Here is a 9,778-nt window from a genome sequence, read left to right as displayed (position 1 = left end):
CCTGGTCACCCCTCACCAGGGGGTTACCGTGTGTGGGCACTGAACTGTGCGTCGGACACACCCGGGTGGGGGACCAACCGCAATGCGCGCGCTTCGAATACTGCTGGTCGTCGTGGTGATCCTCGGCGGTCTCTTCGTCATCGCCGACCGTCTCGCCGTGAACTTCGCGGAGGACGAGACCGCGGAGAAGCTGAAGGCCAACGAGGGCCTCGCCACCACGCCGGAGGTGTCCATCAAGGGCTTCCCCTTCCTCACCCAGGTCGCCGGCGGCGAGCTGGACGACGTCGAGGTGGGGATCAAGGACTACGAGGCGACGGCGGGCACGGGCGGCGAGAAGATCCGCATCCAGGACCTCCAGGCGAACATGAAGGGCGTCGCGTTCTCCAGCGACTTCAGCTCCGCCACCGCCGCCGACGCCACCGGCAGCGCGTCGATCTCGTACGCCGAGCTGCTCAAGGCCGCCAAGTCGGAGCCCAACCGGGTCGGGCCGGGCGTCACCGCCCGGGTCGTGGGCCTGTCCGACGGCGGCAACGGCAAGATCAAGGTGACGGTCGAGGCGTCCGTTCTCGGCAACAAGCTGCCGCAGCCCCTCACCGTGCTCAGCTCGGTCGCCGTCGAGGGCGACACGGTCCGGGTGCACGCGGACACGCTGCCCAGCTTCGGCGGGGTGCGGGCCGCGGAGAACGAGGTGCGCTCGATCACCGACTTCCAGCAGAAGATCGACGACCTGCCCGGCGGCATCAAGCTGGACAAGGTCGAGGCGGCGGCCGACGGCGTGGAGATCTCGGTGAAGGGTTCGAACGTCCGCCTGGCCGGGTAGGGCCGTTCTCGGACGATTCCCGCGAGGTTCCGGTCATCAGAGGAGCCTTCCGGGGGGCGAGTGTCCGACAAGCGAGACGCCGCCGTCCGTACCGTAGATACGAGCGCCCCCGCACGCGCCCGGAAACCGTCCCGCGACGGCCCGGGCGCGTCGTCGTTTCTCCACCCGTCCCGAAATGCGGACGATCGCATCTCACCATTCGGCACGCTGATGACATGCCGCCCTTTCCGTCCCTACGATCGGCAGCATGATGCAGCGACAGGCGGATCTCACGAAGCGGCGGGCAGTAGACCTGTGCCGCGTCGCCGCCATGCTCTGTCGCCCCTTCTGAGCGCAAGGCGCCGCCCGCCTTCCGCGCCCTCCCGGCGCCCTCGATCTCGAGGGCATCCGTGCGCCCGGCCGCAGGCGAGTCCCGGCCGCGCACCCTTCTTCATCCCACCCCCGCCGCAACTGCCCCGGAGGAGAACAAGCATGAGCCGCAGCGACGTCCTGGTCGACGCCGACTGGCTGCAGGACCACCTGGACGACGAGAACATCGCCGTCGTAGAGGTGGACGAGGACACCTCGGCGTACGAGAAGAACCACATCAAGAACGCGATCCGGATCGACTGGACCAAGGACCTCCAGGACCCGGTCCGCCGTGACTTCGTCGACCAGGAGGGCTTCGAGAAGCTCCTGTCGGCCAAGGGCATCGCCAACGACACCCTGGTGATCCTCTACGGCGGCAACAACAACTGGTTCGCGTCCTACGCCTACTGGTACTTCAAGCTCTACGGCCACGAGAACGTGAAGCTCCTCGACGGCGGCCGCAAGAAGTGGGAGCTCGACGCCCGCGAGCTGGTCGACGGCACCGACGTGCCCGAGCGCCCGGCCACCGACTACAAGGCCAAGCCGCAGGACGTCTCCATCCGCGCCTTCCGTGACGACGTCGTCGCCGCGATCGGCTCGCAGAACCTGGTCGACGTCCGCTCGCCCGACGAGTTCTCCGGCAAGCTGCTCGCCCCCGCGCACCTGCCGCAGGAGCAGTCGCAGCGTCCGGGCCACATCCCGAGCGCCCGCAACATCCCGTGGTCGAAGAACGCCAACGACGACGGCACCTTCAAGTCGGACGACGAGCTCAAGGAGCTCTACGTCGAGGAGCAGGTGGACCTCGCCAAGGACACCATCGCCTACTGCCGCATCGGCGAGCGCTCCGCGCTGACCTGGTTCGTCCTGCACGAGCTGCTCGGCGTGGAGAACGTCAAGAACTACGACGGCTCCTGGACCGAGTACGGCTCCCTCGTCGGCGTGCCGATCGAGCTCGGCGCCAACAAGTAACCACCCCCGACCTTTCAACGAACTCTGGAGTAGCAGCATGTGTGGAGCGAAGGCCGGCGGCCCGGACGCCTCGACGATCAAGCCCGGTGAGACCACGATCCAGGGTCAGGTGACCCGCGACGGCGAGCCCGTGACGGGCTACGTCCGTCTGCTGGACTCGACCGGCGAGTTCACCGCGGAGGTCCCGACCTCCGCGACGGGCCAGTTCCGCTTCTACGCGGCGGAGGGCACCTGGACCGTCCGCGCCCTCGTTCCCGGCGCCAGCGCCGACCGCACGGTCGTCGCCCGGCAGGGTGGCCTCGCCGAGGTCGCGATCGCCGTCTGAGAGGTCGCCTTCCGAGGCACGACGTGACGGTCGCAAGGGCCGCACCCCGCGGGTTGGACGCCTGGGGTGCGGCCCTTGGACGTGCGCCTACGCTGGACGTATGTACGCACGCAGGAGGCGTCTCTACTTCGCCATGATGGGCACCTGCGTCGCCCTGTTCGTCCTGGCCTGGGGAGTCGTGCGCCTCTGGTCGACGCCGGTGGCCGTCGGGATGTGCGTCGTGGCGATGGTCATCCCGCCGCTCGCGGCGATCGTCGCCAACCGGCGCGGCCCCGAGGACCGCTGGTGGGACGCCCCGTCCGGCGACACGAAGTCCGACGAGTGGTGGGACGAGCTGGACGGCAGGAAGCGCCACCCGTGAGCGGCGCGTCTCAGTAGACGAGCGCCTGTGTCTCGTCCCCGAGCGCCTCCTGCACGAACACCTGCGCGCCCGCGATCCGTACGCCCTCCAGGACGTCCCCCTCCGCGATGTCCCGCCGGGCCGCGCACTGCGTGCACAGCGTGATCCGCCCGCCGGCCAGGATCGACTCGATCAGGTCGGGCAGCGGCGCGGCGTGCGGCAGCTCGAACTCGGCGGCCTTCCCGGGCAGCGCGAACCACGCCGACTCCCCCGTCAGCCACAGCGACACCTCGACCCCGCTGGCCACGGCCACCGCCGCGACGGTGAACGCCTGGGAACACCGCTCAGGAGCGTCGGCCCCCGCCGTCACCTTCAGCACAAGCTTCTTCGCCATTCCCGAATCGTAGTCGGAGCCGCTCCTCGGCCGTCCCCCGGGCGCACCTCGCGCGGAGGGCGTCGGGGTGGCCGCGTAAGCTGGGGGCGGCCCTGTGTCGTACCGAACCGCGCTCATGCGAGGAGCACCCCGTGGAGATCTTCTTCGAAGCCCTGCTGGTCCTGGTCTGCGTCGGCGTCCTCGCCTTCGCCGCCCTGACCGTGAAGAAGCTGTACCAGGGCCAGCGCTGACCACCGTCTAGGAACTGTCACCCATGATCGAGATCCCGTCCGACCTCCACAAGGACCTCGTCCCCCTCGCCTTCCTGCTGGGCACCTGGGCGGGCGCGGGCGTGCACGACTTCCCCGGCTCCGAGAAGTGCAACTTCGGGCAGGAGGTCACCTTCAGCCACGACGGCCGGGACTTCCTGGAGTACCGCTCGCACACCTGGGTCCTGGACGGTGACGGCAACAAGGTCCGCCCCCTGGAGTCGGAGTCCGGCTTCTGGCGGATCGACGGCCTGCGCAAGGTCGAGGTGACGATGACCCGCGACGACGGCGTCATCGAGATCTGGTACGGCGAGCTGGCCGACAAGAAGCCGCAGATCGACCTGGTCACCGACGCCGTGGCCCGCACGGCCGCCTCCCGCCCCTACACCGGCGGCAAGCGCCTGTACGGCTATGTGAAGAGCGACCTCATGTGGGTCGGCGAGAAGCAGACCCCCGAGGTCGAGCTGCGCCCCTACATGTCGGCGCACCTGAAGAAGGTCGTCACCCCGGAGGAGGTCGAGCGCTGGGCCAAGGCCCTGCCCGACGACATGCCGGACGACGGCATCGCCTTCTTCAAGTAGTCCTAGACTCGTCGGTGTGGTGAGCACCGACTGGAAGAGCGACCTCAGGCAGCGCGGCTACCGGCTGACGCCGCAGCGACAGCTTGTCCTCGAAGCCGTGGACACCCTGGAGCACGCGACCCCCGACGACATCCTCGTGGAAGTGAGGAAGACGGCGTCGGGGGTCAACATTTCCACCGTGTACCGGACCCTGGAGCTCCTGGAGGAGCTCGGGCTGGTCAGCCATGCCCATCTGGGGCACGGCGCACCGACCTACCATCTCGCCGACCGGCACCATCACATCCATCTGGTGTGCCGGGACTGCTCGAACGTCATCGAGGCGGACGTGCAGGTGGCGGCCGAGTTCACGGCCAAGCTCCGCGAGACCTTCGGCTTCGACACCGACATGAAGCATTTCGCGATCTTCGGCCGCTGCGAGGCGTGCACGCGGAAGGCCGGGGCCGCCGAGAGTCCGACCGCCGGGTCGTAGGCTTGCGTTCATGAAGAGCCCCCTGCTGTCCCTGCCCGGCGCCGTCCCCGCCGAGGGCGTGGACGAAGGCGTCGCGGCCCACTACGGGGACCTGTTCCGCGAACAGCGCGCCCTCGCCGACGGCGCCGGCTTCGTCGACCTCTCGCACCGCGCGGTCGTCGCCGTGACCGGCGAGGACCGGCTGAGCTGGCTGCACCTGCTGCTCACCCAGCACGTCAGCGACCTGCCCACCGGCGAGGCCACCGAGGCGCTGATCCTCTCCGCGAACGGCCACATCGAACACGCCCTCTACCTCGTCGACGACGGCGCCACGGTCTGGGCCCATGTCGAACCCGGCACGCAGGACGCGCTGATCGCGTACCTGGAGTCGATGAAGTTCTTCTACCGGGTCGAAGTCGCCGACCGCACCGCCGACTTCGCGGTCGTCCACCTGCCGGCCGGCTCGATCGCCGAGGTCCCCGAGAACGTCGTCGTCCGCGAGACCGCCCACGGCCGGGACCTCTTCCTGCCCCGCGCCGACCTGGAGTCGTACGCCGCGAAGTCCGGCCCCGCCGCCGGGATCCTCGCCTACGAGGCGCTGCGCGTCGAACAGCACCGCCCGCGCCTCGGCTTCGAGACCGACCACCGCACCATCCCGCACGAGCTGGGCTGGATCGGTACGGCGGTCCACCTCCAGAAGGGCTGCTACCGGGGCCAGGAGACGGTCGCCCGGGTCCAGAACCTGGGCAAGCCCCCGCGCCGCCTGGTCTTCCTCCACCTCGACGGCAGCGAGGTCCACCTCCCGCCCGCCGGCACCGAGATCCGTACCGCCGACGAGGGCCCCGACGGCCGCAAGATCGGCTTCGTGACGACGTCCGCGCGCCACCACGAGCTGGGCCCGGTGGCGCTGGCCCTGGTCAAGCGGAACGTCCCGGTGGACGCCCGCCTCATCGCCGGTGAGACCGCCGCGGCCCAGGAAGTCGTCGTCGAGCCGTAGGCCCGCTCGGACCTCGCCCGGCAGCCCCGCTCAGATCTCGATCAGCACGGTGAACGGGCCGTCGTTCGTCAGGGAGACCCGCATCTGCGCGCCGAACCGGCCCGTCGCCACGGTCGCGCCCAGCGCGCGCAGTTGCGCCACCACCTCGTCGACCAGCGGCTCGGCCACGTCGCCGGGGGCGGCCGCGTTCCAGGTGGGGCGGCGGCCCTTGCGGGCGTCGCCGTAGAGCGTGAACTGGCTGATCACCAGCAGCGGCGCGTCGACGTCGCTGCACGAGCGCTCGTCGGTCAGCATCCGGACCGACCACAGCTTGCGGGCGAGCTGGGCCGCCTTCTCCTTGGTGTCCTCGTGCGTGACCCCGACGAGCACGCACAGCCCCTCGCCGTCGATCGCGCCGACCGTCTCGCCGTCCACGACGACGCTCGCGCCGTCCACCCTCTGCACCACCGCACGCATGCGCCCCATCATGCCGTGCCCCCGCCGACCGACGGCCGGGGGGTCGCTTTTTGATCCTTAGGGGTCCTTACGGCCCTATCTGAGGCCGTTCGGGGGCACTCAGTCACATTGCGGCCACTTGGGGTGGCACGATGCTCCCACACGCCGGTCGAGGGGACGGTAGAGGTACATGAGCACTTCGAGCACCGTGAGCACAGTGAGCGCCGCGAAGCCGACCGGGCGCTGCCCGGGGGGCGCGGCGTCCACCGGCGAGGGCGCCCCCGGCGCGGACAGCACAGGGGGCGGCACCGGCACCGGCGGCACCGGCACCGGCGGCACGGGTGCCGGCGGCACCGGCACCGGCGCGGGGCCGACAGGGGGTCGCGCCGCCGCCCGCCCCCAGCGCCCCCCGGTACAGCGCACCGACAGCCCGCCCCGCGCGCTTCCCGTCGAGCCGCCCGCGCCGGACCTGCCCCGGCTGAGCCTGCCCGAGCTGCGCACCCTGCGCCGGGACGCCCAGCGCGACGAGGCCGACCTGAGTTACGTACGGCGGCTGCTCCAGGGGCGGATCGACATCCTGCGCGCGGAGCTGGCCCGGCGGGCCCCGGCGGACGCTCCCGCGCCGGCCGAGGCGTCCATGGTGGCCCGGCTCCCGGAGATCCTCACCGACGCCCCGGCCCGCCACCGTTCCTCCGCCCGGCACGTCACGATGGGCACCCCGTCCAGCGAGGAGTACGGCAGGCTGGCCGCGGAGATGCTCTCCGAGGTCGAGCTGTCGGACCTGGACGCCCGCACGGACGAGGAGCTGCACGAGGCGATGGCCCGTCTGGTCCGGTACGAACAGCAGGTCTCCAGCCGCCGCCAGGGTCTCCAGCGCACCGCCGACGGCTGCGGGGCGGAGATCACGCGAAGGTACCGGGAGGGCGAGGCGCAGGTCGACGACCTGCTCGTGTGCGACAGCCCGCCCGGGAGCGCCCCCTCCGGGGAAGCGTGAGGCGAGGCCCTTCGGGGACGGCGCGGGAGGGGCGGCGGGGGCGGAAAAAATCCCCGCACCTCTCGCCCGGCCCCGCCTACCGTGGCTCCCATGACCTCCCGAGCCGACGCCAACGCCCCGATAGAAGTACGCCGGATCACCGATGCCGAACTCCCCGACTGGATGCGCGCGGTCAACACCGGCTTCCTCAGCAGCGCGGCCATCACCGACCGTGAGATCGCCGACCGCCGCACCAACCTCACCGGCTCCCGCGTCTCCGCCGCCCTGGACGCGGGCCGGTGCGTCGCCACCTTCCGTTCGTTCCCCCAGGAGCTGACCGCCGTAGGCGGCGCCCAGGTCCCCGCCGACGCCGTCTCCGCCGTCACCGTTTCCCCGACGCACCGCCGCCGGGGCCTCCTCACCCGGCTGATGACCGACGACCTGGCCGCCGCCAAGGAACGCGGCGACGTCGTCGCCACCCTCATCGCCGCCGAGTACCGGATCTACGGCCGCTACGGCTTCGGCCCGGCGACCACGTCGACCGAGTGGTCGGTGGACGTGCCCCGCTCCGGCCTCGACCCGCGCTGGTCGGGCCCGGAGGACGGCGGCCGCGTCGACCTGGTCGACGGGGAGGAGGCCCGCAAGGTCGGCCCCGAACTGCACGAGCGGCTCCGCCTCGCCCAGCCCGGCGCGGTGAGCCGTACCGAGCACTGGTGGGAGGTGGAGACCGGCGTGCTGCGGCTGCACGGGGAGGCCTCGTGGACCGAGCCGTTCTACGCGGTGTACCGCTCGGCGGACGGTGAGGTGCAGGGGCTGGTCTCCTACCGGGCGGACGACAAGTGGGGTGACGCCAAGCAGCCGTTGAACACCGCCTCGGTGCGCTGGCTGATCACCTCGACGCCGGCCGCGGAGCGCGCGCTGTGGCACTACCTCTGCTCGATCGACTGGGTGGTGCGGGTGAAGTCGGGCTGGCGGGGCCCCGACGACCTGCTGCCGCAGCTGCTGCCCGACCCGCGCGCGGCCACCGTCACCACGCAGGCGGACTGGCTGTGGGTGCGGATCCTGGACGTCGTACGGGCGCTCGAGGCGAGGACGTACGGCGCGTCGGGGGCGCTGGTGCTGGAGGTGGCCGACGGCGGCGGTCTCGCCGGGGGCCGCTATCTGCTGGACGCGTCCGGGGACGGCGTCTCCTGCGCGCCGACGACCCGTACGGCCGATCTCGCCCTGGACGTGGCCGACTTGGCGAGGCTGTGGCTGGGCGACGAGTCGGTGACGCGGCTGGCGGCGCTGGGCCGGGTCCGGGAAGAACGAGCGGGCGCCGCCCGTGAGGCCGACGCCCTGCTGCGTACGCCCGGGCGACCGTGGTGCCCGGACATGTTCTGAGGCTCCTTCCAGCTCGTCCGTAGCCGTGGCTGTCGTTTCCTCCGTGCTTGTTCAGTTGTGGCTGTGCGGGTGACAACGATCTGTAGTTGTGGCTGTGCGGGCGATCTGCAGTTGTGACTGTGCCTCGGTGCCGGCCTGCGCGGGCTCCCGGCTCCCCTCCGGAAGGAAGCCCGACCGGCCAACCGTCTGAAAGTTTGACCACGTTGTTGAAGTTGGCAGCCAACTTCACTGTACTTATGTCCGTTTGGAAGCGTCCTATAACCATCTCTCCTTGAACTGCCGCAAGATGGCGAGAAGTTGTAGTGTTCGGTCGTGGAGCCGGAACATGCCTCCGTCAAGGGGCGGGGGAGCCCGGGGCGGCCGGCGCGGCCGCGGCCGACCCCCCGCGACGTGGCCGACGAGCTGCGCACCCGGATCAGGACCGGGGTGCTGCGGCCGGGCCAGCGCATGCCCACCCAGGCCAGGCTGGCGGACGAGTTCGGGGTGGAGCGGGGCGCGGTGCGCCAGGCGCTGCGGATTCTCCAGACGGAGCGCCTGCTCACCAATGTGACGAAGGGCGCCCCGGCGACGGTCGCCCCGCACTCCGGCGCGAGCGGTTTCCCGGCCGGGCCGGGGACGCCGCCGCAGCCCACGATGGCGGCGCTGACCCCGCGTATCGTCGAGGCGTTCGCCGCTCCGCACGTGCGGATCGACGCCCTGTGCCTGACGGCCGTCTCGCTGACCCTCGCCATCGGCGAACCGCTGCGGCGCATCCACGCCGGGGAGCTGAAACCGGCCAAGATCGAGGTGCGGGTCCTGCTGCCCTCCCGGGACATCGAACTGGCCTTCCCCGCCCCGGTGGACGCCTCGGAGACCGGGCGGCTGCAACGCCGTTGGCTGTCCCACCGCAACGCCCAGGGTCAGGTGCTGCAGCACAACCTGCTCACGCTGCGCGAGACGCACGGCATCGACGTCGACGTCAGTTTCCGCGCGCTGCCCTTCACCCCGCCGGTCAAGCTGTACCTCCTCAACGGCACGGAGGCGCTGCTGGCCTACTACACCGTGCAGCGCCGCGAGCAGGAGATCGACCACGAGCAGCTCCAGATGTACGACGCCGAGGGCACGCGGTCGGTTCTGTTCGCCTTCGAGGAGGGCGCCGGGCCGCGTGACTCGGCGTTCGTGAAGCAGTCGCTGCGCTGGTTCGACGCGCTCTGGGAGACGATCAGCTCCGGGCTGACGCTCACGAGTTGACGGAGGGGCCGCTGACCAGGAGGGCGAGGATCACGGCGCCGGCGGAGCTGACGCCGGGGCGGCCGGTCCTGATGCCGACGGTGAGCAGGAGCAGGCCGACGCTGCCGGCGGTGCCGTACTTCCACTGGACGGCCTGCTCGAGAACGGCGGAGGGGACGGTGAGGGCGGTCATGGCGGTTCCTCTCTTCGGATGTGCGGCGGAGGCGGGTCCCTTCGGAGACGCTGCGGAGACGGGGATTCTGCCAACTGGACCAAGTTGGCAACCAACTCTGACAATGTTGTCCCCA

The 9,778-nt window shown here is 71.0% G+C and carries 14 protein-coding genes; 11 read left to right on the top strand and 3 right to left on the bottom strand.

Translation table 11 applies throughout. The features are described from left to right. Nucleotides 1–82: 82 nt before the first annotated feature. The 5 genes from ACIOC0_RS15265 (at nucleotide 83) to ACIOC0_RS15245 (ending at nucleotide 2,823) form a co-directional block, all read left to right on the top strand. Nucleotides 83–820, top strand: a complete 738-nt coding sequence (locus ACIOC0_RS15265; protein WP_402155457.1) for a DUF2993 domain-containing protein — start codon at nucleotides 83–85, stop codon at nucleotides 818–820. A 247-nt stretch (nucleotides 821–1,067) separates the two neighbouring features. Further along, the gene (locus ACIOC0_RS15260) at nucleotides 1,068–1,151 is read left to right on the top strand and encodes an Ms5788A family Cys-rich leader peptide (protein WP_350818853.1); all 84 of its coding nucleotides are present in this window, start codon (nucleotides 1,068–1,070) and stop codon (nucleotides 1,149–1,151) included. Nucleotides 1,152–1,291: 140 nt separating this feature from the next. Continuing rightward, entirely contained in the window at nucleotides 1,292–2,137 is an 846-nt protein-coding gene (locus tag ACIOC0_RS15255) for a sulfurtransferase (RefSeq protein WP_402155456.1), read from the top strand. Nucleotides 2,138–2,174: 37 nt separating this feature from the next. Beyond that, on the top strand, nucleotides 2,175–2,462 hold the full coding sequence (locus tag ACIOC0_RS15250) for a DUF1416 domain-containing protein (RefSeq protein ID WP_366723976.1): 288 nt from the start codon (nucleotides 2,175–2,177) through the stop codon (nucleotides 2,460–2,462). A 100-nt stretch (nucleotides 2,463–2,562) separates the two neighbouring features. Beyond that, complete coding sequence (locus ACIOC0_RS15245) at nucleotides 2,563–2,823, top strand: DUF3099 domain-containing protein (RefSeq protein WP_130441828.1); 261 nt, start codon at nucleotides 2,563–2,565, stop codon at nucleotides 2,821–2,823. Nucleotides 2,824–2,833: 10 nt separating this feature from the next. Here the strand turns inward: ACIOC0_RS15245 and ACIOC0_RS15240 are convergent, their stop codons facing one another. After that, nucleotides 2,834–3,196 (bottom strand): DsrE family protein, encoded by a 363-nt coding sequence (locus tag ACIOC0_RS15240; RefSeq protein ID WP_402155455.1) that lies wholly within the window; start codon nucleotides 3,194–3,196, stop codon nucleotides 2,834–2,836. Between the two features lie 253 nt (nucleotides 3,197–3,449). On the opposite strand from ACIOC0_RS15240, the gene ACIOC0_RS15235 reads away from it, so the two are divergent. Genes ACIOC0_RS15235 through ACIOC0_RS15225 form a run of 3 tightly spaced genes read left to right on the top strand, consistent with a single transcriptional unit; the run spans nucleotide 3,450 to nucleotide 5,470 of the window. Continuing rightward, entirely contained in the window at nucleotides 3,450–4,025 is a 576-nt protein-coding gene (locus tag ACIOC0_RS15235; protein ID WP_130441834.1) for an FABP family protein, read from the top strand. A 16-nt stretch (nucleotides 4,026–4,041) separates the two neighbouring features. After that, nucleotides 4,042–4,494 (top strand): transcriptional repressor, encoded by a 453-nt coding sequence (locus tag ACIOC0_RS15230; protein WP_351091788.1) that lies wholly within the window; start codon nucleotides 4,042–4,044, stop codon nucleotides 4,492–4,494. A 10-nt stretch (nucleotides 4,495–4,504) separates the two neighbouring features. After that, complete coding sequence (locus ACIOC0_RS15225) at nucleotides 4,505–5,470, top strand: YgfZ/GcvT domain-containing protein (RefSeq protein ID WP_402155454.1); 966 nt, start codon at nucleotides 4,505–4,507, stop codon at nucleotides 5,468–5,470. Nucleotides 5,471–5,500: 30 nt separating this feature from the next. On the opposite strand, the gene dtd is transcribed toward ACIOC0_RS15225, so the two are convergent. Next, a complete protein-coding gene (gene dtd, locus ACIOC0_RS15220) occupies nucleotides 5,501–5,926 on the bottom strand; it encodes a D-aminoacyl-tRNA deacylase (RefSeq protein ID WP_130441841.1) in 426 nt (141 codons plus the stop codon). Nucleotides 5,927–6,122: 196 nt separating this feature from the next. On the opposite strand from dtd, the gene ACIOC0_RS15215 reads away from it, so the two are divergent. The 3 genes from ACIOC0_RS15215 (at nucleotide 6,123) to ACIOC0_RS15205 (ending at nucleotide 9,491) form a co-directional block, all read left to right on the top strand. After that, nucleotides 6,123–6,899 (top strand): aerial mycelium formation protein, encoded by a 777-nt coding sequence (locus ACIOC0_RS15215; protein ID WP_402155523.1) that lies wholly within the window; start codon nucleotides 6,123–6,125, stop codon nucleotides 6,897–6,899. Between the two features lie 90 nt (nucleotides 6,900–6,989). After that, the gene (locus ACIOC0_RS15210) at nucleotides 6,990–8,261 is read left to right on the top strand and encodes a GNAT family N-acetyltransferase (protein ID WP_402155453.1); all 1,272 of its coding nucleotides are present in this window, start codon (nucleotides 6,990–6,992) and stop codon (nucleotides 8,259–8,261) included. Nucleotides 8,262–8,573: 312 nt separating this feature from the next. Next, entirely contained in the window at nucleotides 8,574–9,491 is a 918-nt protein-coding gene (locus ACIOC0_RS15205) for a winged helix-turn-helix domain-containing protein (protein ID WP_402155452.1), read from the top strand. Here the strand turns inward: ACIOC0_RS15205 and ACIOC0_RS15200 are convergent. Continuing rightward, nucleotides 9,481–9,663 carry a hypothetical protein gene (locus ACIOC0_RS15200; RefSeq protein ID WP_402155451.1) on the bottom strand — a complete coding sequence of 61 codons (183 nt, stop codon included), beginning with the start codon at nucleotides 9,661–9,663 and terminating at the stop codon, nucleotides 9,481–9,483. The genes ACIOC0_RS15205 and ACIOC0_RS15200 overlap by 11 nt on opposite strands. Nucleotides 9,664–9,778 lie beyond the last annotated feature (115 nt).

This window comes from Streptomyces sp. NPDC088254, from assembly GCF_044740925.1.
Lineage (GTDB): Bacteria > Actinomycetota > Actinomycetes > Streptomycetales > Streptomycetaceae > Streptomyces.
Note: the sequence above shows the minus strand (reverse complement) of the source record. Positions and strands in the feature narration are given on the sequence as shown.

Coding starts and splice junctions, on each gene's coding strand:
- ACIOC0_RS15265 (WP_402155457.1), top strand. CDS start 83: ATGCGCGCGCTTCGAATACTGCTGGTCGTCGTGGTGATCCTCGGCGGT.
- ACIOC0_RS15260 (WP_350818853.1), top strand. CDS start 1,068: ATGATGCAGCGACAGGCGGATCTCACGAAGCGGCGGGCAGTAGACCTG.
- ACIOC0_RS15255 (WP_402155456.1), top strand. CDS start 1,292: ATGAGCCGCAGCGACGTCCTGGTCGACGCCGACTGGCTGCAGGACCAC.
- ACIOC0_RS15250 (WP_366723976.1), top strand. CDS start 2,175: ATGTGTGGAGCGAAGGCCGGCGGCCCGGACGCCTCGACGATCAAGCCC.
- ACIOC0_RS15245 (WP_130441828.1), top strand. CDS start 2,563: ATGTACGCACGCAGGAGGCGTCTCTACTTCGCCATGATGGGCACCTGC.
- ACIOC0_RS15240 (WP_402155455.1), bottom strand. CDS start 3,196: ATGGCGAAGAAGCTTGTGCTGAAGGTGACGGCGGGGGCCGACGCTCCT.
- ACIOC0_RS15235 (WP_130441834.1), top strand. CDS start 3,450: ATGATCGAGATCCCGTCCGACCTCCACAAGGACCTCGTCCCCCTCGCC.
- ACIOC0_RS15225 (WP_402155454.1), top strand. CDS start 4,505: ATGAAGAGCCCCCTGCTGTCCCTGCCCGGCGCCGTCCCCGCCGAGGGC.
- dtd (WP_130441841.1), bottom strand. CDS start 5,926: ATGCGTGCGGTGGTGCAGAGGGTGGACGGCGCGAGCGTCGTCGTGGAC.
- ACIOC0_RS15210 (WP_402155453.1), top strand. CDS start 6,990: ATGACCTCCCGAGCCGACGCCAACGCCCCGATAGAAGTACGCCGGATC.
- ACIOC0_RS15200 (WP_402155451.1), bottom strand. CDS start 9,663: ATGACCGCCCTCACCGTCCCCTCCGCCGTTCTCGAGCAGGCCGTCCAG.